22 protein-coding genes and 1 pseudogene are annotated in these 23,074 nt (G+C 44.3%); 4 read left to right on the forward strand and 19 right to left on the reverse strand.

Annotation, left to right across the window (positions count from 1 at the left end; translation table 11 throughout):
* Nucleotides 1–69: 69 nt before the first annotated feature.
* From GC102_RS19810 to phnX, 6 genes and pseudogenes are all read right to left on the reverse strand, one after another.
* On the reverse strand, nt 70–855 hold the full coding sequence (locus GC102_RS19810; protein ID WP_171691082.1) for a DeoR/GlpR family DNA-binding transcription regulator: 786 nt from the start codon (nt 853–855) through the stop codon (nt 70–72).
* Nucleotides 856–906: 51 nt separating this feature from the next.
* A pseudogene (locus tag GC102_RS19815) lies at nt 907–2,609 on the reverse strand (putative 2-aminoethylphosphonate ABC transporter permease subunit).
* Between the two features lie 20 nt (nt 2,610–2,629).
* Nucleotides 2,630–3,673: a putative 2-aminoethylphosphonate ABC transporter ATP-binding protein gene (locus GC102_RS19820; RefSeq protein WP_171691083.1), complete on the reverse strand. Its 1,044-nt coding sequence runs from the start codon at nt 3,671–3,673 to the stop codon at nt 2,630–2,632.
* Nucleotides 3,674–3,855: 182 nt separating this feature from the next.
* Entirely contained in the window at nt 3,856–4,968 is a 1,113-nt protein-coding gene (locus GC102_RS19825) for a putative 2-aminoethylphosphonate ABC transporter substrate-binding protein (RefSeq protein ID WP_171691084.1), read from the reverse strand.
* A 133-nt stretch (nt 4,969–5,101) separates the two neighbouring features.
* On the reverse strand, nt 5,102–6,223 hold the full coding sequence (gene phnW / locus GC102_RS19830) for a 2-aminoethylphosphonate--pyruvate transaminase (RefSeq protein WP_376769393.1): 1,122 nt from the start codon (nt 6,221–6,223) through the stop codon (nt 5,102–5,104).
* Nucleotides 6,223–7,020 (reverse strand): phosphonoacetaldehyde hydrolase, encoded by a 798-nt coding sequence (gene phnX / locus GC102_RS19835; protein WP_171691086.1) that lies wholly within the window; start codon nt 7,018–7,020, stop codon nt 6,223–6,225. Before phnX ends, phnW begins: the two co-directional genes overlap by 1 nt.
* A 231-nt stretch (nt 7,021–7,251) precedes the next feature.
* Between phnX and GC102_RS19840 the strand changes: the two genes are divergently transcribed.
* Entirely contained in the window at nt 7,252–8,046 is a 795-nt protein-coding gene (locus GC102_RS19840; protein ID WP_171691087.1) for an HAD family hydrolase, read from the forward strand.
* 932 nt (nt 8,047–8,978) lie between these two features.
* On the opposite strand, the gene GC102_RS19845 is transcribed toward GC102_RS19840, so the two are convergent.
* Together GC102_RS19845 and GC102_RS19850 are read right to left on the reverse strand one after the other, a co-directional pair.
* Nucleotides 8,979–9,734 (reverse strand): DUF975 family protein, encoded by a 756-nt coding sequence (locus GC102_RS19845; protein ID WP_171691088.1) that lies wholly within the window; start codon nt 9,732–9,734, stop codon nt 8,979–8,981.
* A gap of 95 nt (nt 9,735–9,829) precedes the next feature.
* Nucleotides 9,830–11,404: a phytoene desaturase family protein gene (locus GC102_RS19850; protein ID WP_171691089.1), complete on the reverse strand. Its 1,575-nt coding sequence runs from the start codon at nt 11,402–11,404 to the stop codon at nt 9,830–9,832.
* A 154-nt stretch (nt 11,405–11,558) separates the two neighbouring features.
* Between GC102_RS19850 and GC102_RS19855 the strand changes: the two genes are divergently transcribed.
* Nucleotides 11,559–11,750, forward strand: a complete 192-nt coding sequence (locus GC102_RS19855) for a uracil-DNA glycosylase (protein WP_171691090.1) — start codon at nt 11,559–11,561, stop codon at nt 11,748–11,750.
* A gap of 41 nt (nt 11,751–11,791) precedes the next feature.
* Here the strand turns inward: GC102_RS19855 and GC102_RS19860 are convergent, their stop codons facing one another.
* Nucleotides 11,792–12,565 (reverse strand): phytanoyl-CoA dioxygenase family protein, encoded by a 774-nt coding sequence (locus tag GC102_RS19860; protein ID WP_171691091.1) that lies wholly within the window; start codon nt 12,563–12,565, stop codon nt 11,792–11,794.
* A 141-nt stretch (nt 12,566–12,706) separates the two neighbouring features.
* On the opposite strand from GC102_RS19860, the gene GC102_RS19865 reads away from it, so the two are divergent.
* Nucleotides 12,707–13,576, forward strand: coding sequence for an AraC family transcriptional regulator (locus tag GC102_RS19865; RefSeq protein ID WP_171691092.1), 870 nt, complete (start codon nt 12,707–12,709; stop codon nt 13,574–13,576).
* Between the two features lie 104 nt (nt 13,577–13,680).
* Here the strand turns inward: GC102_RS19865 and GC102_RS19870 are convergent, their stop codons facing one another.
* The 10 genes from GC102_RS19870 to GC102_RS19915 form a co-directional block, all read right to left on the reverse strand.
* Nucleotides 13,681–14,631 carry a sugar phosphate isomerase/epimerase family protein gene (locus tag GC102_RS19870; RefSeq protein WP_171691093.1) on the reverse strand — a complete coding sequence of 317 codons (951 nt, stop codon included), beginning with the start codon at nt 14,629–14,631 and terminating at the stop codon, nt 13,681–13,683.
* 42 nt (nt 14,632–14,673) lie between these two features.
* Nucleotides 14,674–14,991 (reverse strand): DMT family transporter, encoded by a 318-nt coding sequence (locus tag GC102_RS19875; RefSeq protein WP_171691094.1) that lies wholly within the window; start codon nt 14,989–14,991, stop codon nt 14,674–14,676.
* Nucleotides 14,991–15,332 (reverse strand): DMT family transporter, encoded by a 342-nt coding sequence (locus GC102_RS19880; RefSeq protein WP_312883337.1) that lies wholly within the window; start codon nt 15,330–15,332, stop codon nt 14,991–14,993. Before GC102_RS19880 ends, GC102_RS19875 begins: the two co-directional genes overlap by 1 nt.
* On the reverse strand, nt 15,329–16,087 hold the full coding sequence (locus tag GC102_RS19885) for an HAD family hydrolase (protein ID WP_171691096.1): 759 nt from the start codon (nt 16,085–16,087) through the stop codon (nt 15,329–15,331). Before GC102_RS19885 ends, GC102_RS19880 begins: the two co-directional genes overlap by 4 nt.
* A 35-nt stretch (nt 16,088–16,122) precedes the next feature.
* On the reverse strand, nt 16,123–16,917 hold the full coding sequence (locus GC102_RS19890; protein ID WP_171691097.1) for a DeoR/GlpR family DNA-binding transcription regulator: 795 nt from the start codon (nt 16,915–16,917) through the stop codon (nt 16,123–16,125).
* Between the two features lie 12 nt (nt 16,918–16,929).
* The gene (locus GC102_RS19895) at nt 16,930–17,952 is read right to left on the reverse strand and encodes an ABC transporter ATP-binding protein (protein WP_171691098.1); all 1,023 of its coding nucleotides are present in this window, start codon (nt 17,950–17,952) and stop codon (nt 16,930–16,932) included.
* The gene (locus GC102_RS19900; protein WP_171691099.1) at nt 17,949–18,758 is read right to left on the reverse strand and encodes an ABC transporter permease; all 810 of its coding nucleotides are present in this window, start codon (nt 18,756–18,758) and stop codon (nt 17,949–17,951) included. Before GC102_RS19900 ends, GC102_RS19895 begins: the two co-directional genes overlap by 4 nt.
* On the reverse strand, nt 18,755–19,603 hold the full coding sequence (locus GC102_RS19905; protein WP_171691100.1) for an ABC transporter permease: 849 nt from the start codon (nt 19,601–19,603) through the stop codon (nt 18,755–18,757). Before GC102_RS19905 ends, GC102_RS19900 begins: the two co-directional genes overlap by 4 nt.
* Nucleotides 19,604–19,634: 31 nt before the next feature.
* Nucleotides 19,635–20,741 (reverse strand): ABC transporter substrate-binding protein, encoded by a 1,107-nt coding sequence (locus tag GC102_RS19910; RefSeq protein WP_246321014.1) that lies wholly within the window; start codon nt 20,739–20,741, stop codon nt 19,635–19,637.
* Nucleotides 20,742–21,041: 300 nt separating this feature from the next.
* A complete protein-coding gene (locus GC102_RS19915) occupies nt 21,042–21,890 on the reverse strand; it encodes a phytanoyl-CoA dioxygenase family protein (protein ID WP_171691102.1) in 849 nt (282 codons plus the stop codon).
* Nucleotides 21,891–22,056: 166 nt separating this feature from the next.
* Here GC102_RS19915 and GC102_RS19920 point away from each other — a divergent pair, with 166 nt between their 5' ends.
* Nucleotides 22,057–22,929, forward strand: a complete 873-nt coding sequence (locus GC102_RS19920) for a helix-turn-helix domain-containing protein (protein WP_171691103.1) — start codon at nt 22,057–22,059, stop codon at nt 22,927–22,929.
* Nucleotides 22,930–23,074 lie beyond the last annotated feature (145 nt).

Below are 23,074 nucleotides of genomic sequence, written 5' to 3' on the forward strand. Positions count from 1 at the left end.
CTGTGTGCGTTAATTGGTCCGTCGTAGAAAAAAAGAACCTGGCCAGCTGCCAGATTCTTCTTATCAACATTATTGCGCTGCGATCCAAGTCACATCTTTTTTGACCAAATACTCTTCCCATTCTTGAGGCGCAGGGACATCACTCACAATAATGTCAATCTCCTTCAAGTCAGCAATTTTATAAAATTGCACGAGGCCAAACTTCGATTGATCGGTTAGAACAATGCTTTGCTTAGCATGTTTAATGAATTGCGCCGTCAATTGACCTTTCTCTTCATCGAAGCCCGTTATCCCTTTGTCTATCATCATGCCGTCTACAGAAAGGAAAGCTTTATCTGCGTAAAAGCTTTCTACCATTTTCTCAGCCAGTGAACCCGTAACCCGAGAATGCATGGCATTCACCTTGCCACCTAGGAAATAAATGTCCCCAGAATAAAGTTCCTTGTTCTTATAATCAATCAGCAAGTACAAAGCTGGAATCGAAGTGGTCAACACCGTTAGATTCTTTTTGTTAAGCAAATAATCAATCACATGTAGGGTCGTTGTGCCGTCATCAATGAAGATGACATCATTGTCCTCTACAAATGTAGCAGCAGCTCTTCCGATCTTGCGCTTCTCATCTGCATGCAGGACTTCCCTTTTCAGATGGGATGGCTCTTCCCGAGATAAATTAATCTTGACTGCACCGCCATACACCCGCTTTAACTTGTTCTCCTCTTCCAGCTCCTCCAAATAGCGACGAATCGTCTCCGAAGAAACATTCAAATTATCTACCAAATCATTCGTTTTTACTTTGCCTTCCAGGTTCAACTGGTTAAGAATGTAATCCTTCCGCTCTTCACCGATTAACGACATGTCGTGTAAGCCCCCAGTTTATGTGCAGCATTTTAATGTAATTATATGGTCTTACTTAGGCATTTGCCAAGCAGCTGTTCTCTTTTTCACCTTATTCAAAATGAGCTCATACACGATACGAACGATAATATTCGTCGCTACAATAAGTGTAGACATCGCGGCAGCAGCAGCAACATCCCCTGCATCTTCCATATTCACCAAGGCGACAGCAGCCAAGTTCATATCCGCAGACCGGAGGAATACAACCGCAGAAACAGTAACCATCGAGTTGACGAAAAAGTACATGGCAATCTCTACGATTGCCGGCAAGGACATGGGAACCGTTACTTTCAGAAATGTTTTGTAAAAAGGGACGCGCATGGACTCCGAGACGAGCTCGAATTCTTTGTCTAGCTTTTTCATAGCCGTTGTTGCCGTAATGAATGGAACCGCATAGAAATGTGTGATATTCGCAAGCACAATGATCGCCATCGTCCCATATATCCAATTGAGCGGATTGCTTGGATCGTTAAAAAAGAAGATATATATGCCAAACCGATAACCATACCCGGAAGCGCTAGCGGAATAATAGAAAGGAAATATCCGACCTGCCGAAGTCCCTTCATCGTTCTCGACTTTTCAATTAAATAAGCGAAAACAAAGGTCATTATGGTCCCAATTATTGCTGTTATGAATGATACTTTAAGCGAATTCCAAAATGGTTCCAAACCCGACCCCGCTACACTCGAGAAATCGAAATGTTTCAAGCTAAAGCTCAAATTGTAAGGCCACACCTTGATCAGTGAAGCAAACAAAATCGTCAATAATGGGATCAAGATCGCGATGGAAATAACCCAACACAGCACTTGATAAAGCCTGTCCCTTGTGCGCCCATCCGGAACCCGATAAGGTGTTGATTTGGAAGAAAGCATCGAACGCTGCTTCCTGTCGACGAATCGGTCTACAGCGAATGCAATGACCGCAGGAATCGTCAATAAGATGCCAACCGTTGCACCCATGGATAAGTTTTGCTGGCCTATGACCTGTTTGTAAATATCCGTTGCAAGCACATTAAACTTTCCTCCGATAGCTTGAGGTGCCCCAAAATCCGTAAAGCTAGCTGTAAAACAAACGAAAATAGCACTTATTAAGCCATATTTGACTGACGGTAACGTAACCGTAAGAAAGGTTTTCACTTTATTAGCGCCAAGCGATTCCGCTGCCTCATAGAGCCGCTGGTCGGTAATCGACAATGCAGTGATAAAGATAAGAAAGGCTTGCGGAAATAAATAAATGACCTCCGATATGACGATACCGATCGGTCCATAAATAGGAATCCGCAGCCCTGGTAAGAGACCGAAGAATCCGTTCGTGATGATACCTTGATTCCCAAACAAATACGTTAGCGCAATCCCATGCATCATCGTCGGCTCAAAGAGCGGCAGCAGCGCAATATAATGAAAATAGCTTTTGCCACGAATGGCCGTCCGGCTTATTCCATAGGCATACGCGAAAGCCAGCGCGACTGCGATGGCCGTGGAAAGCACTGAAATCCAAATCGTATTCGATAACGATTGAATTAATGATGGTGTTGAGAAATATTGGATAAAGTTGGCGAATCCGATGAATTCCGCATTTTTACTCAGGAATGCCTTACTGAATAATAGGATTAGCGGGATTAGTGTGCTCGTCATCAAGGTCAGTACAAGCACAACGATCAACACATTTTGTAAAGAAAAGAAGGCTCCCCAGTTGCGACGATTGGGCAGATTCATGATGACTGTTCCCTTGTTCATTAGGCACCTACCATAGCTTCAGTTGAGAAGGTAATCATTTTCTCTTGCGGGAATTCAACCGTAACCTCAGCATGCTTCGTAAGCCCGAGTTGGTGCGAGATATGAGCAGAGACATCGACAGTTAGAAGCTCATCTCCATGTTCAATTCCGAATCTAGCAATTGGTTGAAGCAGCAGTCTGTAGAAAGCGCCTCTAAACTCGACATGCTTGACAATCGCCTGAATTCCGCTGCTCGAACCTGGAGCAGACAATCGAATATGTTCGGGTCGAACTGCCAAATTCCTTTGCGACGAGTACCCTCCTTGCAGATCACCCTTCAAGAAATTAATCGATCCTATAAAATCGGCGACAAAGGGTGAATTCGGTTCATCATACACTTGCTCTGGAGTACCAATTTGCACGACCTCCGCGTTTTTCATCACCACAATACGATCAGCCATCGTGAGGGCTTCTTCTTGATCATGCGTGACCATAACAGTCGTGATGCCGAGCTTTTCTTGCAAATCACAGATTTGCTCACGAAGCTTAATCCGAACTTTGGCATCCAAAGCGGAAAGCGGCTCATCCAGAAGTAGGAAATCTGGCGAAAGCACAATAGCACGTGCCAGCGCAATACGCTGCTGCTGTCCGCCGGAGAGCTGAGCCGGATAACGATCATGAAGATGCGTCAGATCAACTAATGAGAGGACTTCCCGAACTTTGTCGTCGATTTCTTTCTTCGAGAACTTCTTGCCTTGCAGGCCATAAGCCACATTCTGATAGGCCGTTAGATTTGGAAATAGCGCGTACGATTGGAACACCATACCGAAGTTTCTTTGGGCAGGAGGCAGTGAGGTAATGTCTCTGCCACCAACGGTAATACGGCCATGCGATGGCTTCTCTAGGCCAGCGATAATACGGAGTAATGTTGTTTTCCCGCAGCCGCTTGGACCGAGCAGACATATGAATTCGTTCTTCTGAATATCAATATTAATCTCTTTCAAAGCGCTGAAAGAGCCGAATGATTTATCTACACCTTGAATGGACAGGTAAGCTTGTGTCATGGCAAGCAGCCTCCTTAGTCTTGATAGTTTTAGTATAAGCTTGGATTGTTATCGTTTTATTAACCTATTGTCTTTTCTGTGTAATTTGTTTGTTTTGGTTGTGTTTCATTTTTTAATATCCTTTTGATGCAAAACGACTGGCTGCAAGGCTTAGTCCGCAGTCAGCCGTTTTATGGTTTTCCCTATTTTTTCGGTTCGCTTTTCGCGTTAAAACGCTTGTCCCATTCTGCCAAAACCGTATCGCGATTTTTCGCAGCATCATTCAAATCATTCTTAATCAGTTGTTTCATGGGATCTACAGAGTAACCATCAGGTACTTTAGCTGAATCTGTTTTAATGGCTAGAATCGCATAGTTCTTGTTGTATTCTTTCATAACCTCGTCGGTAATTGCCCAATCAAGGAAGTCTTTTGCAACTTGCTTAACCACTTTCTTTTTCATAAGTGCATTCGCTTCTACATCCCAGCCGGAACCTTCCTTAGGGAATACGACTTCAACCGGCGAACCACCTTTTTTCTCCTGAATACCACGGTAACCAAAGGAAATGCCGATTGGATATTCGCCTGTACCTGCTAATTTAGCTGGTTTGGAGCCGGAGTGTACGTACATCGCAATGTTCTCATGCAATTTGTTCATATAGTCCCAAGCTGCATCTTTCCCTTTCAATTGAACGAGACCGGATACAGTCAAGAAGCCAGTTCCTGAAGAAGATGGGTTCGGCATGGTGATAAGCCCTTTGTATTCCGGTTTCGCCAAATCTTCATAGGATTGTGGAATAGCCAGCTTGCGTTTCTCCATCTCCACTTTGTTGACGATGAACGCTGTTTCCCATGCATCAATACCTACCCAGTGGGTTACCGTATTTTTATCTTTAAACTCCGGAAGAATACGCTCTACACCTTTAGGAGCGTAGGGCTCCAACATGCTATTTTGATCAAGCACCAACAAGCTTGTTGCTGCTAATCCCCATACAACGTCAGCTTGGGTATTATCTTTCTCGGCAAGCAATTTTGCTGTGACAATCCCTGTGGAATCACGAACAATATTTACTTTCACATCGGGATATTTCGTTTTAAAAGTCGTCAGATACGTTTTGATAATATCATCTTCCAAAGCCGTATATACCGTTAAATCCTTGCTCTTGGTATCCACGGTTAATTCTGCGCTTGAACTTGCTGCCGGTGTTGCTGCTGGGCTTGTTTTCGCTCCGTCCGTATTTACTGCCTTACCACCACAAGCTGCTAACATACATACAACCGTCAACATAGCTGCTGCACTACCAATCGATCTTTTCATCTTTGCTTACCCCACTCCTTTGTATTGGTACCAGTTGGTTTACTTCTTCCTGATATATTCATTATAAAATTGCTTTGTAAAATTGGTATTAAATGCAAGTTAAGATATTGTTTTTATATTTATTTAATTGTTTTTAAGTTGTTTTCCAAAATAACTGCTTTTCCATACCTACCAGCAATCGTTCAATGTCAGGGAGATGAACATCACCAATATTGCCAATTCGGAACGTAGCAGCCGTTGTTATTTTGCCTGGATAGATGACGAAGCCTTCTTGTTTAATACGTGTGTAGAACTCATCAAAGGAAAACACAGGTGAATCCGGATATAAGAAAGACGTAATGATTGGAGATTGGAGCTCGGCCGACAATAAAGTCTGCAATCCCATACGCTGCATGCCTGCAACTAATGTCTGTTGATTACTCGTGAATCTTGCAAATCTACGTGCAACGCCTCCCTCTTCCTCTAAATCCTGAAGCGCTTGATCAAAAGCACGAACGGTATGTGTAGGCGATGTATATCGCCACTTGCCGTTACCTTGCTCCATTGTCTCCCATTGATCATAGAGATCTAAAGACAAGGAACGACCCAAGCCTTTACATGTGTACAAGGGTTCTTTACGAGCAATAATGAAACCAAAGCCCGGCACACCTTGAATGCATTTGTTGGCGCTGCTGATTAAATAATCAATGCCAAGCTCTGCAACATCAATGGGAATGCCACCAAAGGAGCTCATTGCATCCACAATGACTGTTTTACCGTACTGCTTAGCCACACGAGCCACATCGGCAATGGGATTCATCATCCCCGTGGTCGTTTCAACGTGAACAACAGCCACATGCGTGATGGACGTATCCACCTTCAGAACTTCCTCCATCTGTTTCACATTCACCGGCTTAGTTTCCCCTGAATCCAATACAATTGAATAAATACCGAGGACTTCCGCCATCTGAGCTATTCGTTTTCCATAAGCGCCATTAGTTAAAATGAGCAGCTTTCCGTTTCTAGGAATAACCGAACCAATCACGGATTCTACACAAAAAGTGCCGCTCCCTTGCATAAGCACGGTCGTGTAATCATCCGGTTTACTGGATGCCATCGTTACAAGGCGGCTGCGTATCGACTGAACCAGCTGATTATAGTCTTGATCCCATGTACACCAGTCGCGAAGCATGGCTGCCTTTACTTTTTTACTTGTCGACAAAGGTCCTGGGGTTAACAATAGGTACGGATTGTCTGGCAATTGATTGATATTTATCATGGTCGTTCTCCTCTTTGAAGTCGTTGATTGATAACTGGGATTAAAATATCCAACTCACCGATTGAATCTATGACATAGTGGGCGCCTTCTTGGCGAAATTTAGCTGCTACTACATCCATGCGCTCCTGCAGCTTATCGGGAGGAAAAGTCGCTACCTCATCTTCGCTCATGCCCAGCTCGCTGCTGCCCTTTACTACACCGATTGTCCAAACACCGGCATTAACGCCTTCTTGAACGTCACTCACCGTATCCCCTACTTTGATTACGTTATACATGGGGAAGACGTTCAGAGCAGCAGCGTTCTCGTACATCATCCAAGGAAAAGGACGTCCCGCAGGTACATCATTCGGTGTGACCAAATGGTCAGGTGCATAGCCTCGCTTCTTCGCCTCAACTTTTACAATTGCCATCATCTCGGCTGTATAGCCTGTTGTTGAGCCGATACGGATACCAATTTGACGCAAGCGTTCTACCAGATCTAGAGCCCCAGGGATCGGCTCGGCATATTGATGCACGATCGCTAACAGCATGGGCTCGAAATCAGCATAAAGCGCGTCAATGTCGGATTCCTGTGGAAGCTGGCCGTAACGCTCACACCAAAAGCTAGCTACCCGCTCCATCCGTAAGATCTCACGAATATGATCTCGCTTGAGCAGCCCCATCGGTGCTCTTGCCTCTTCAATTGTGATCGCAATCTCTCGTTTGCGGAAAACTTCCATAAATACATTTAACGGAGCAAAACAACCGTAATCCACCATCGTCCCCGCCCAATCAAAAACAACTGCTTGTATCATTGAAATACCTCCTGTTTGACCTCATGTGGAATTGGTTGCGTCTTATTTATATCTTACATAGTATTTGTAATCGCAAGGTTAAATCCATGTAAATTTTGTGTTTTTTATTTGTTTTGTTTTGTTTTAGTTGTATACCGGCTGTACTTTTTATTATTTTCTATAAAATTACGGTTGACTTCCTTTTATTTATGAAGCAAATTATGTATAGGACATAGGGGAGGATTGTGGACAATGAAACCTATCAAAGCGATTATTTTTGATTTAGACAATACGTTACTGTGGGATGAAAAAAGTATACATGAAGCATTTCAAGAAACATGCCGCGTGGCTTACGAGTCCGTCAACGTGAATGCATCAGCACTTGAAAGTGCGGTACGCGAGTCATCGGAGCACCTATTTCGTGCAATAGCCTGTTATGAATTTGCCAAAATGATTGAGGTTACTCACTTGGAAGCACTCTGGGGACGCTTCGATTCGAGAGAGCATCCTTCCTTTCTGGAGTTGGAACAATTCGCCCCAATCTACCAGAAGGAATCGTGGACACAAGGCTTGCTCCAACTAGGCATCGATGATCCCCTATTAGGTGAAGTGCTTGCCGAACGATTTGCTCGCGAACGAAGAGAGCGTCCCTTGGTTTATGAGACAACTTTCGAGGTATTGGATGCTTTGCATCACAAATATCAACTACTGCTGATGACGAACGGCGCTCCAGACCTGCAGCAGGAAAAAGTAGACAGCATTCCTGGTTTAGCGGCTTACTTTGATCATATTCTTATATCCGGCTCCTTCGGCAAAGGGAAACCTGATCCGACTATTTTTGAGCATGCTCTGAATCTGCTCGGTACCACCGTGGAAGAAACCATCATGGTTGGCGATAATTTAGATACAGATATTAAAGGGGCGTTAGCGGTTGGTATGCGAAACGTTTGGATCAATCATCATAACCGAACGGCGCCGATTCACAATCGCCCAAATTATGAGATTGCCACATTACCTGAATTGCTGGGTATTTTGAAACTGGAGTAGTGTTAACGAAGGAATTTAAACAAAAGTGGTTTAGGTTTAGGGGAGTTAGATGTCTAAATAGATTCTGTTGCACAAGATCCAATGGAATCTCTTAATTGAAGTGTTCATAAGCAATTCCATTGGATAAAATGCAATGTATTTTCCGAAACTGGCTCATGAGTAGGCTTGGGAGGAAATTCCATTGCATAATGTCCAATGGAATGATGGATTCACGAGTAGCATGTTGAATTTCATTGGATTTGCTCCAATGGTTTTAAGCCTATTAACCGCTCAAGCTCAAGCATTATTCTTTGGAACGCCTTTCTGTCCCTGCAATGTCCTACAGCAAAAAAGTGGTCAAATCCACTGGATTATAGGTCGGCTTGAAAGCGAAACTCTGTGGAGTGATTTCGAACATTTAGGCTGCAAATCTTAGGATCGCGGGGAACGAGGAGCCTTTATTTCGGTGATTATGTCGATGCGGGACCCGCACGCGGAACGTAGGGGCACTATTTTGGCGTTTTACCGGTTTTCTCAACTCGAAAGCGGGAAATAGAGGCTCCTCGTTCCGCGAAAACGTGAATTTCGCGGTTTTGAGAAAAATAAAGCTTCTACGTTCCTCTAAAATCTGGTGATGCCGGTGCGTGTTCAGTTTGGGAAACAGTTATAAGAGAATATGTACACAGGTGGATGAACAATTATTGTTTGGCTAATTGGTAGAAGGAGCGGATGGGAAAATCACTCTGACGGTCCTTTTAGGTTTTAGAGAATATCCGTAATTCTGTATTCACTTCCCCGTGGGATTGCCTCTCAACATGCATCCCTTCCATTTCCATTTTCGTTTTCATTTCACACCACTTATCCACAAATCGGCATCTTGCATAATTTCCTATACAACAAGAAAAAAGCCTCTCGATACATCGACAGGCTCCTTTTGCTATTTCCCTCACGAGCTAAACATAAGGCAAATTCAACTCCGCGCTGCTGCTTATCCCGTCATGTAACGCCTGCCCACGAAGGACCAAGTAAAGCTCCGCTTTGGTTGAGTAATAGTAAGGCAGTACGAATAAAACGCCAATTCCTATTGCTATCGTTCCTAGAATAAACCAACCAATAAAGGAAAGATCCAACACAAACATTTTCCACTTCTGCCCGCGTGTCATTTGATTGCTTAGATCAACAGCTCTCTTCATCCCAATCCCAGGATTATCAGCCAAAATATAAGGCGTCATGCTGTACGCGTACGACTTCACGATACCTGGAATAAAGAGCAGCAAAAACCATAAAAAATTAAGTAAGCCGCTCCAAAACATACCTTTGACAATAGCTAAGTAATTGCCTTTCGTAAACGAATAAACGAGATAGTTCATGTTTACATCATCTTGTGCAGCCTGTTTAAAATATTGCTGTACGCTCACTGTTAGCGGAGCCACTATGAAGATATTAAAAGCTAACGCCACTAGTCCAATCACGACTGCCAAGAAGACAAAGATAAGGATAATAGCGAGACCTGCTCCGTCGGAGACATCACCCGTTCCGCCACTTAACCCAGGAAGACTCATCGATGTACTTCCACCCGAATTAAATGAGCAGCTTGATACCCCGCCACTAACTACGGCCAATACCAAACTAACTAGAAAAGCTTTCCAATACGATGTCCGCAGAACGTTTTTGGCCTTGTCTTTTAACTCCCTACGCGTCCAATGCAAATTATTCCCCCCTAAACTTACTATATTTACCACCACCTATCGTACAGCATAAATCAGAAAAGTGATAAACCCTCAGGACACTCTGCTATTCATCTTTATTTCAACAGCTTTTGGGCGACTATATAACCCGATCCTCCATTGATCCCGTGCCCTGGCCAAGTTGCCGCACCCAACATATATACGTTTGGAATTTCTGTTTGATGACTCGGTTGCCCCGGTAGGGGACGAAACAGGTAGCTTTGCACCAAATCATGAGCACCGCCGTACGGGTCACCTGGACCGGAATTAGGATTGAATCTGGCAATCGTATCTGGTGTGACAACGGCATGGCCAATAATGGCACTCGGAATATTAGGGATATGTTTGCCAACTATCGTAAGTACTCGTTCAGTGAAACGCTCCGTAAGCTCCGGAGTCCAACTGCCATCACCGACATCGATAAGACCAGCTGCATCACCGCGAGGACGACATGGTACCTCAAGCACCTGAATACGCATGATAGCCCTTCCTTCTGGCGCACGAGACGGATCCAGATTCGTGGAACAATCCACAGTGAAGGTTGGCTTGGCTGGAAGTAAATCCGCCATTCCTTGTGCAATGGCCTGTGTGAATCCATCGAGTCCATCCGTTAAATGCGGCTGACCGACCTTGGCAAAGCGAGCATCCGGCCATTGCGGCGGTTCACTCAGAGCGAGATGGATCTGTACACAGCCCCTGCCATAGCGGAACCGTTTCGCTTGTTCGCGCAGCGGAGGACTAATCTCAGCATCAGCCAAAAGTGAGAGATAGAGACGATCTGGACTTGTTGACGCAACGACTGCTTGCTTCGCCCGATACTCCTCTCCCTTCGAAGTCCGCACACCAATTGCACGTCCGTTTTTCACTACAATTCGCTCTGCTTCCTGTTCCGTGAGGATGATACCACCTTGGTCCTGAATAAGCTGGGCAAGTGCTTGGGCAAGCTTTTCGCTTCCACCTTCGGGAATTGGCATTCCCCCTCCCATTAATGCCATTGCTGTAAGAGGTACCCAAATCCCGCTGCCGACTTCATCAGGCGTACGCCCAAGATGAGATACCCACGGCGCCAACATAGCTCGGAGTACAGGAGATTGAAAGGAACTTACGGTATTACGTGCGGTCGAGAAAATCGATGCCGCAAATTCGGAGTATCCTTTACTTCCCTTCGTATGTAAAAGTTTCTCGATGATAGTTGAGGCTTTGGAGCGTGATAGATCCAAATTAAATAAAGCAAAAACATCCGCTGCATAAGGATTAAATGCCTCGAACATAGCCGCTAAAGCAGCTCCATCGCCAGGAGCAAGTCGTTCGGCTTCTGCAATTAACGCCTCGAACGATCGTGAGAATACAGCCGTTTGCCCGTCCTCCATGGAGACTCCAGTTGGCAGGTCCGTGTTTATGTAGCGTAATCCGCGAGCTTCAAGCGCTTCGCCAAGGTCGGCATAAGCCGGACCTGTCAATAGAAGAGGATGTGCGGCTGCATAGACATCATGCTTGAACCCCGGTAAAGTAAGCTCCTCCGTACGCAGGAAACCGCCTGGACGATCATTTTTCTCTAGAACGAGTACGCTCCTCCCAGCGCGTGTTAAATAGGCAGCGGTAATTAAAGCATTGTGGCCACTCCCAATTAGGATGACATCAAACGTTTTCAACTCCCATTCCTCCTCACAGTGACTTCCATCATGGATTAATACTAACCTAATGGCTGTGAAAGGTTTGCCTCTTCTTGTCGACAGTTCCAATCCTATTTAAATTCGTCATTTTAATAGGTTATAATAGATTTATCTTAAAATAAGAGGGACAGATATGACGGAATCACAACGTATCAACTGCATGAAATGCCAACATTTCTACATTACATGGGATGCCAATTTCCCTAGAGGCTGCAAAGCATACGGCTTCAAAACACAGACAATGCCCAGTCTTCGTGTACTTTCATCTTCCGGCAAGCCCTGTATGAACTTTGAACCAAAAGCAGATTCCAAACAGAAGCAATGATAAAAAAGAGGCAACCCTAGGGCGCCTCCTACTTCCTTCTATTAGATGATTTTAAAATCAGGTTTGACCTTCGTGAAATTCGGATTCTTCCCGCTTACCATCAGACCCATACCCCAATCAAAATGCGTATTTTCGGTCGGAAAATCACTGGCTTCGCGGTATTGGAACAATACATTCCTTCTTGTTCTAGAGCTCTTATTCGACTCTGAACCGTGAATCGTCAAGTAATTAAAGAACAGAACATCACCCGCTTCAGCCACGCAAGGCGTCCCCTCTTTAATCGGGTATTCCTTATGATTCAAATAATGAGAACCAACATGTGGCAAGGAGCCGGTGCGATGCGAACCTGGAATGACACGCAGGCAGCCGTTCTCCTCATCGGCATGGTCCAGATGCACACTTGCAGCTAGCATGGTGTGCTTTTCGTGCGGAAAATAAGGATAATCTTGGTGCATCGGGAAAGCCGCGCCATTCTCTGGCGGTTTAACAAGCATTTTGGAATGATGCAGCTGTACGTTAGGACCAATAATCTGCGTCAGCACAGCAGCCATATTCGGATGAATCACCGCTCGCATAAACGCGGCATCGTGATAATGCACATCATGAAAACCTTTTAAGACTAGCTTTTTTAGCTCCTCTGCCGGAAGAAAGTCGCCCTGCCATGCTGAATTATGATCATTCTTTGATTGTGCAGCACGGCTTATGATCCCCTCAACGCCTTGTCTCATTTCTTCAACTTCCTGTTGATTGAAAACTCCCTTAACGAGTAAATACCCATTTTCTTTATAAAAATCCACATCTTTTTGTTCGATCATAGGCCATTCCTCCATTTATCCGGTTGATATTTATTCGCTTTCTTATCTATAATTATAGGAAAATGAATGGCATTTTGTCTTTTTCACCAAAGGACACCTTTTTGCAGAATAAGGACATTTTATAAGTAAGGGATGAAACCAATGTATCTATGTAAAGAAACCGATTCTATGCTTAATGAAGTGCTGAACGTCATTCATGGACCCGCCGCTTGCTTCAAAATTCAATATTGGGGAGTTAACCCCTGCCTGTTTGACAATCAGCCCCATAAGCATTCTTTCTTTGAGGTTTGTTATATCTTGGATGGTGAGGGAGAGTATACGGAAAAAGGTGTTGTCTATCCGCTCAGGGCAGGTACACACTTTTGTTCGAGACCGGGGATTAATCATCAAATTCGTACGAAAGAGGGCTTATTTATTGTTTATGTTGCATTCGAATTAGATGAAACACAAAGCGATGATTCTATGCGTGAAGCCTTCAGCGATCTAGCTGAGCATGCCGAGGTCTGCATTCATGAAGCTGACAATCACCCAACTTCCCACTTGTGGAAGTCACTCTTGATTCAAGAAGGGAAGGGGAGCTTGCCACCTGCTGCGATTCCCTCACTTGCCTATGCTCTTCTAGTATCCTTTCTTTCATTATTCGGAAAAGACATAACTAAACCTTACTTTCACCGTAAAAATACACATATCCTACTGCAGCGCGCAAAGCTTTATATCCGCGATAACTTATCCCAGCCGCTTCAACTTGGACATGTTGCTGGTTATCTCAACGTCTCCGAACGTCATCTATCACGCTTATTCTCAGAGGGCATACATGAGACTTTTACCGACTTCATTCGAAGTGAACGCATACGCCAAGCAGCCCACTTGCTTCTGACAAGCGAGCTTTCAATTAAAGAAATTGCCGAAATCACAGGCTTTTCTTCTGTTCATTATTTTTCTCGTACCTTCATGGAAGAGAAGAAGCTGCCACCAGGTAAATTCCGACAGCAGGAGAAGAATCGTTTGTGAGCATTTTATCTTCACAAAGGGGCTATCCCAAAATAACATGCAAAAACGCCTCCAAAACCACTACGCAAGTGGGAATGGAGACGTTTTTTTCCTTTCTTCTATTGCTATCGGCAATACTTATCTCTTAAAGCCAGCGTATACGCAACGGATTGTTCCACGCCTTTTTCTTGGTCATCGAGCATTTTTTCCAAAAGCTCCTCCGGTGGATAATAATAATCAAGCGGTTTGATGACCGTCAATGCATAAGGAGGCTGCTTAACTTCGAACGCTCCTTCACCGACTTCAAACACGCCGCCGGCTCCAGGCTCTCTCTTGAAGGATGCTGCGTAAGGGAAACACATTTCCACATTAATCCGTGTTAGAATCGATTGTTCGACCAGTATTTTAAAAATTTGTTCCGTGTCGATATTACCTGTACCGACAGGAACTCCGCATACCCGGTAATCCTCGCCGTCATGAACGATGATGTGGTCTTTAAAATGGGTAGTATTCGCGTACGGAGCAAGTTTTCTGGCAGCTTCAACCGGATCTTCCCATGCCATCATGCCATTGCCGATATCGCAGTGCGCTCCTACCCAAGGACTGTTGACTTCCTCGATAATTTGGATGACCTCGCTCGTCAGCTCTGTCTCATGGTTTTCCACGGCTAATTTAATTCTGTATTTCTGAAGCAAAGGCACAATTTGCCCAATGTTCCCAGGAGCTTTTTTCAGACTCTCCAGGTCATATTCTCCGATACAAGTGTATGTTCGAATGACATCTGCGCCGATTTGATGAGCAACCTCGATCACTTGCGACAAGTGTTCCGGATCCGTTCCGTTCGTATCAATTTCCGCAAAAAATCCGTACTTCTGAATTTCAGCCTTCACTCGCTTTAAATAATCCGGTTCGAACGAGGCGAGAGTCCCCCAACCCGGTAAACCTGGCCACTTCACAATATTGATCATAACCCCGTCCAAACCTAATTCAGCCGTTTTTCTAATAAATTGAAAAATATCCATGCGTCCGGTAATAAATTGCAGATGATAGCTCTCTGTTTCTAAACCGATTTTCACATTCTCTCCTCCAGTGTTCCGATAATTCAGACAATATAATTGTTATGACGCCACTAGTTTCAAGCCAATGGCCGCGATAACGACCATACTAATAAATAATAACCGCCGCCAATCTTTAGACTCACCATATAAAAACATACCGACTATCGTGCTTCCAACCGTTCCTATTCCGGTCCAAACCGCGTAGGCCGTCCCCATAGAAATGGTTTTCATCGTTTGTGATAACAGTAAAAAACTCAAGGAGAAACAGCCGATCAACAAGATGATGGACTTCCAACTCTTGTCTTTGTTTAGTCTATTTAAACTTAAAGCTCCCATAATTTCAAAAGCACCTGCGAAAATTAAGCAAATCCAAGCCACTACGCTTGAGCTCCTTCCTCTTCTAATTCTTTCGTAATCACTTTTAGTCCAATAACACCGGCCAGTAATAAAAGAATGAAGAATAATTTCGCCCAACTAAATGGTTCTCCAAAAACGATGATCTCCACCACGACAGTCCCAAAGGTACCAAGTCCAGTAAAGACGGCATATACGGTTCCAATCGGCAACTTGTTTGAAGAACGAATTAACATATCGAAAGTAACAAAAATAGCAATTATAGTTCCAAGCCATGACCACCAGTGATCCGCATGCTTCAATCCAGTTACCCAACAGACCTCAAATATGCTTGCAATCCATACAAATGTCCAATCTCGCATTATTTGAGTTCATTCTGCCAAATCAAACGGCCGTCCTCCGCAATAATGTCTCCCACAGAGCTTAAAATAATATCAGCCAGTTCCTTAAGCTCGTTTGTTCCGCTTACACCAGAAAGAACACCGATCGCCAAGCCCGCTGATCCATTCTTAGCAAATTGAAGATCGACAACGGTATCACCAGCAACGGCGACTTCTTCTGCGCTTATATGAACAATCTCGCAAAATGTTTGAATCATTTTGGGACTCGGTTTTTTCTCGTAGTAATCCGAAGTACCAATAAAATCAAAATAACTTCGAATACCCATCTTGTCTAAAAAGAAATTCGTGGAATCTCGATCGTCCGCCGTTGCAACGCCAATTTTCATCCCATGTTGGCGAAGTATTTCGAGTAAATGAGGTAAATCAGCAGTCGGTTTTAAATTCTCCCTATTTTCTCTTGTTAATCTATATAACTCAGTGGTCATCCAATCAGCCAAATGCTCCAGCTTATCCTGATTCACATTTATTTCCCTTAGCTCATGAACAAACGCTTCAAAGATATCCTGTGTGGTACCGCTTGCCAGGAAACCTAGGGGGTCTACATGATTTCCATGCAAACCGATAGAGTTAAGTAATCTTTCTTTTATCAGAGGATGATCGGTTATACCGATTTTTTCTAATAAACAATCTACCATTTGCGTCGCCAGTAGGACCCAACTAGAATAAAAGTCTAATAAAGTACCATCTTTATCAAACAAAATGCCCCTTATTTGTTTCACCTTCAAAATCCCCCTGCCTGCTCTGTTCGTATTTGCTAATGTTCGTCAATTTCCTCGTCCGCTGTGATCCAATCGATATTTTCCAGAAATGGTTCCCACGATTGCGGCGCATCAAGGTCACAAATGATTGCATTAATTTGATCAAGTTTTGAAAATTTGCACAAAGCTTCCGCACCGATTTTGGAGTGATCGGCTAGGATAATCGCTTCTTTAGCCACTTGAATCATCTTTGCCGATATGGATGCTTCCTCCAATGTGTATTCCATTACACCTGAAAGCGAGATGCCTCCAGGAGAAATGAAGGTTTTGTTCACACAAAACAAATCCAGCATTTTTTCACATACAGAACCGTTAGCTGAATACTGTTCCGCATTTAATTCTCCCCCTAGTAGAATCACCTTTCCGTGAAATAAACTTTGGTTTAAGGAGTCTAGAAGCGTATTGGCTGTCGGAACCGAATTGGTCAAAATCGTTACCTTATTTACACCGCGAATCGCACTCGCCATCTCAAGTATCGTGGTTCCTGCTCCCATTACGATGGTGTCTCCGTCTCTTACCAGCTGCGCGGCTTTCCGGGCCATTATCTTCTTGTTTTCCAGACTTACATTTTTTCGCTGAATGAACGGAGGTTCGCCCAATTGGAAATTGACTTTAACAGCTCCGCCATGCACACGCTTGAGCAACCCTTCCTTCTCCAGCATATCAAGGTCGCGTCGTACCGTTTCCATCGATACATCGATCAGCTTGGCTAATTCCGCCGCGTTCACTTTGCCGTAAGCCTGCAATCGATCAAGAATTAAGGTTTTTCTTTCTAACGACAATACTGACATCCCTATCACCTTCTATTCTAATAAGTTGCATTCATCCACCGGTACCCACACCTTAATAAACAATCCTTCGTCCACAGCGCTTTTATGAGGAACGTTCAGTTCATCCACCCATAAGGTTACATCCTGCGCCAGAATCGAGTACCGGCGCACATTGCCGCGAACGGTCATACTGCTGATGATCCCTGATATCCACATGCCAGACTTCTGTTGTTCAGATAACGAGTCAAGCGGATGCAGTTCCATAACCTCCGGGCGAATGGCGTAGTTCCCTGGCTTTACTGAATGTCCCGTTAAAAGATACAGGTCCCGATTCGTCAATACATTGTAGCTGCCGATAAAGCGGGCCACAAATTCGTTTTTAGGTGAAGCGTATATCTCTTCCGGTTTGCCCTGATGAACAATTTCTCCGCCGTTCATAATAAAAATGCGATCGGAAATCGTCATCGCTTCTTCCTGGTCATGCGTAACAAAAATCATCGTCATCTTCAGTTCTCGCTGAATGTTTCGCAGCTCGATTTGCAGGTTCTTCCGGATTTTTGCATCCAATGCGCTTAAGGGTTCATCCAGAAGCAGAATATCCGGTTCCGTGACAAGCGCTCTGGCAAGAGCGACACGCTGTTGCTGCCCGCCGGACAATTGATGCGGATAAGAGGATGCTTTATCGGACATATGGATTAACTCGATCACTTGTTTTACCTTTTCGGTCATTTCTTTTCGAGGCCATTTTCGCATTTTTAGGCCAAAAGCAATATTATCGAAGACCGTCATGTTAGGAAACAAGGCATAGGATTGAAAAACCATGCCCACATTTCTGCGCTGTGGCGGCAGGTGGGAGATATCGTGATCGTTTACACAAATCGTCCCGCCGTCCAGCTTTTCAAGTCCGGCGATGGCACGCAGCAGTGTGCTTTTCCCGCAACCACTAGGTCCTAGTAAGGTAACCAACTCTCCTTTTTCTATCTGGAGTGAAACCTGCTGCAGGACAGTATTTTCCACATATTGCTTAAACGCTTGTTCGATTTGGACGTAGCTCATGTTACCTTCTCCTTGATTTGTTCTATCTTCTGGAAACGTCTTCCTAATCTTAGCATCAGCCAGGAAATCGCTGCCACTGTCAGGAAGTACGTAATCACAATACTGCTAGCCAAGTGACCATTTTCATTCAATCGTCTCATTAAGTAAATTTGGATCGTTTCGTAGTAACCGCCGATTAGAAAATTGGCTAGAACGAACTCGCCGATCAAGATCGAGAACGATAATAGGGCGGACACCAGAATGCCAGTCACCATGTTAGGCATTACGACGAACACGAAACCCTTGATTTTGGTCGCACCCAATATTTCAGCGGCTTCCATCAGTCTTTTAGCGTCAATCGTACGCAAATTGTTTCTGATACCTTGATACATATAGGGAAGAACCAGTACGTAATACGCTCCAATCAAGATCCAGATCGTCCCCGATAATACGATAGGACCGCTTGAGTACACTTTGATTAGCCCTACGGCCGCGACCACGCCAGGAATGGCAAATGGGATCATAACAAGAGCCTGCAGGACACGCTCCATTTTGGGCAAATACATGAACACAACAAATATCGCGATCGATATCGTAACAACACTTAGAACAAGGGTTATCCCAGAAACGAGAAGGGTTCGTCCGACTGCTTGCAAAAATCGGGAATCCGTATACAGGTTCTCATACGCGTTCAAGGTATAAGAAGCCGGCAGAATCGTGTGATGCCATTCTTTGGTGATCGAATACAGAAACGTCGCCGCGAGCGGCAAGAAGAGATATAGAAACGTCGCTGAAATGATAAGGATATGCACCCATTTTGTCTTCATAGCAAATCTCTCCTAAACCGTCGCATCATACGTTCATTGCACCACATGGCTATAACCATCATCAATCCTAGAATTACAGCTAAAGCGCTGCCCAATTGCGGCCTTGTGGCGACATCTCCGGCTACAAGCGCACCGATGCGGATAGGCAGCAAATTATAGCTGCCCCCCACTAAAGCATAAGCTGTTGCATATGCGCCCATTGCATTTGCGAGCAGAATGCTGAAAGTGCCGACGACGCTTGGAATAATAACAGGAAATCCGATTCGCAGCCAAAATTGGAATGACGACGCTCCAAGCAGCGCGGCGGATTCACGCCAATGTTTATGAATACCGGAATAGGCAGGGTATAGAAGCAGAATCGCTAAAGGCACCTGGAAATACACGTATACTGCCACTAAACCGCTCCAACTGTACAGATTGAACGAGCTTGCCAGACTCCATCCCCATTCTTTAAAAAGCAGCGTAAACACTCCGCTGTTTCCGAGCATAATAATGAAAGCAAATGCCAGCGGCACGCCGGAAAAATTAGACGTTAAATTCGAGAAGGTCACCATGATGGTTTGGATCTTCTTCGGCATTCGCGACATCGAATACGACGCGACAATGGCAATCGCGATTCCGATTAAGCTGGCATAAACAGAAATGAGCAGGCTGTTTAGCATTCCTTTGGTGAAATAAGGATTAGTAAAAGCTGTTCTATACTGCTTGAACGTATATGTGATCCCGTCATCAGCAAGAAAGCTGTCTCGAATCATTGCCGCAAGCGGCAGCAGCTCGAACCCGACAATCAGCAGGGCAAACGGAAGAAGGGCAATGACGGCAAACAGTGTGACTTTGTGATTCATTCGGGCAAACCTCGCTTATCCATTTAATCCGTTACTTGATATGAACTAATACTTGTTCTTGCCACATTTGAGGAATTTTTTTGGATGTTGCATCCCATAGTTTAAAATCCGTGATCGGCTTCGCATTTTTGTACTGCGCGCCAGGGATCAGCTTCTTGGCAACTTCTTCCGGCAATTTAACGTTATCACGAATTGGACGGGCATAGCCTTTGGCCAGGTTGATCTGCCCTTCGTCGCTCAAAATAAATTCGCGGGCAAGCTTTGCGGCATTCGGATGAGGCGCATACTTGTTGATGATGGTTGTATAACCTCCGATGATGCTGCCTTCCTGAGGGATGTAAACTTCAAAACGATTAGGATCGATTTGGTCTTTAAAGCCCAAAGACACAAAATCCCAAAGAATAGCAACTTGCACTTCTCCTTTTTCCACTTCAGCTTTCGTAACATCCTTGGAAACCAATCGATTCTGCTTGGCCAATTTCGCAAAAAAGTTCAAGCCTGGATCAATGTTGCCCTCATTTCCTCCATGCGCGATCGCTGATGCCAATACGCCCATCTGCGCTTGCGACGACTTGGTTACATCCGAGATTCGAACTTTATAATCTCCTTTTTCAATGTCTTCCCACGATTTCGGCGGATTTTTCACCTGTGTTTTATCGACAAGTATGGAGATCGTACCCTGATAACCAACCATCCAGTGGCCTTCCTTATCCTTGGCCCAATCCGGAATATCTTTCCAATATGAGGTTTTATACGGCATAGTCACACCTTTTTCCATCGCGATCGGTGCGAACGCCATGCCAACGTCCCCGATATCTGCCGTAGGATTATTCTTTTCTGCATCAAATTTGGCGATTTCTTCCGAACTTGTTAAATCCGTATCCGAATGAGTTAAGCCGTATTGGGAGGTCATATCGCCCCAGGTTTCTATCCAGTTAGCCCAGTCATCAGGCATCCCGACACTGACAACCTTGCCTTCCTGTTTGGCCTGAGTTTGAATCTCTGCGACTGTCAGTTCTTTCGCCGGAGTCGGAGTGCTAGTCGCAGGAGCGGATTGTTGGGTGGTGCCACACGCTGAAATTCCCAAAGCCATTACGCTGATGATAAGTGCTGATTTCAATGAGAGATTTGTTTTCAAGATTGTTTCCTCCATTTTTTTTGGGAATTTATGTGTTTTTGTTGTTTTTAACTACATGTTTATCATATAATCGCAATGTTAACCACATGTCATCCTAGTATTAATGTTTTGTAAATAAAAAGAGAACGCATTCCCTCATTTCAACATAAGGGAAAAGACACCCACCTTATCAACTATTTCCACAACCGCTTCCGATATACAATGGTGGAAGATGGCCTAGATAGCCTCTCGGAATTAGACCGCTCTTTTCATAAAAAAGCTCGCTCCCCTTCTCAAAATATGAGGGGGAGCGAGCTTTTTTTAATTTGCTGAGCGGCTGTAAACCAATGGATTTAAAGTTGTTGCCGCCAAATCGCCTGGTTGAAGACCGGGAAACCACGATTTCAAATCACTCTCACGCGCTTTACTATCCGGCTCGGCTACTCTTATTCCGTCGGCATAATAAATCACCGTCATCACCTTACGCATAGTGTCCGTAGGGTTTCCAGGTGCGCTGTGCAGTGTCCACCCGGAATGGAACGTTGCATCGCCTGCCTCCATAGCGCCGTGAGACATCGTTTCGAACCCTTTGCCTTCAATGTAACCTGCAAGCGTTCGGTGGGACTCATCGGAAATGACCATTTTATTAATGTAGCCCATAAGATGGGACTCCGATGCAAAGGTCATAGATCCCACCTCTTGGGAAATGGGAACTAACGGCATCCACATGGTAATCGTCTTGTCTGTATCGAGCGGCCAATAGATTTGATCTTGATGCCACGGCGTATGACCTCCGTGAGGTTCTTTAAACAGGGCTTGATCATGATAAATTCGCACCCCATCCACCCCCATTAAATCAGCCGCGATTTTGGCAAACCGTTTAGCTAATACGAATCGCCGGATCGCTTCACTTTTCTCCCACAGATTTGAGATTTGTATAAAGGCTTTCCCATACGTATCTCGCTGCTCGAGCGGCTTGTCATGATTATTCAATTCTTTCACCAAATGACTAATAACGGGCTCGTAGGAAGCGATTTCTGACTTGTTTGCTACCTGTCTAAGAGCAATATGTCCTTTTTTCTGATAACTTTCTTTCTGCTGCGCAGACAATTCATAGTTCTCTTCCATAGAGGGTAACTCATTACTATTGTTTGTTTCCGGAATGCTCATCCTCTGCTCACCTCTTTGTATAATTATAGCTTTATTATAGGAGGCGTATGGTACAAAATCTTTGTCAAACAAGGTTTTATTATTGTCAAAAACAACTGGATTATATGTACAAGGAAGGACTACAATAAGACTTAAGAAAGATTATTGGTACTAGAAAGGATTCAGCATGCTCAACGAATTATTGAAACAACATCCGATTGTTCCGTTTGTTAGGCAAAGTGAGTTTGCTGTTCGTAAGCCGTGGTCATATCCGGAGCGTAGGTTGCTTGATTACCTATTCGTTTATATTCAAGAAGGCACTTGCTGTTTTTGGGTAGATCATAAGAAGTATATGTTTCAAGCGGGTCAATTCTGTCTCGTACAGCCGGGAAGCTTACTAATACTCGAAGGGCTGACTAACACCGTTACGCCTTATATTCATTTTGATTTATGTTATAATTCCGAACGTGAACAGAGCTTCCCCACCCGACCCGGTCAGATTGATTTATCAGCATATATGAACCTGATGCAGCCAACAATCAACGATCTATATGGAATTCAAATGCCGGTGCATGTTCATCCCTCTAACCCATCTAAATTGAAAGAAACGCTTTTTCAGGTTGTTGAGTATTCCCAGCAACAGGACCCACTCATACAGCTGAAAACCCAACATCTCGTTACGGAAATTATCATTTCACTACTAGAGACTTATTATCAGGCGGCACAGACACCTGTACATTCGTTCAACTGGATTACTTCTTACTTTTCCAATCATCTAAGCGAACCCATTTCATTAGAAGATATGGCGAATCGTGCTAGCCTATCCATTTCCAGATTCAGTTTCATGTTCAAGCAGCGATATGGTATCTCGCCTCACCAGTATTTAATCAACATGCGGGTTAATCATGCCAAGGAACTGCTTGCAAACACAGAACTTAGTCTCGAATCTATAGCACTCTATTGCGGTTTTGCTGATTTACATCATTTCTCTAAAATGTTCAAGAAAAGAACGGGCTCTACACCTGGTGAGCATCGGAAAACTAACAAGAGCACTATATGAGAAAACCTCTATCGAAGCCATTCAAAGATGAGCGACCGCGTTTAGATGTAGTTTTTATCGCCAATAGGAAAGCCGTTTTCTGGAACAGAAAACTAAAACTTTCCTATGTGGAAGCACAAAAAATCCCCTTCCTCCGATAACCATA

This window comes from Paenibacillus germinis, assembly GCF_013141785.1.
GTDB classification, from domain to species: domain Bacteria; phylum Bacillota; class Bacilli; order Paenibacillales; family NBRC-103111; genus Paenibacillus_E; species Paenibacillus_E phytorum.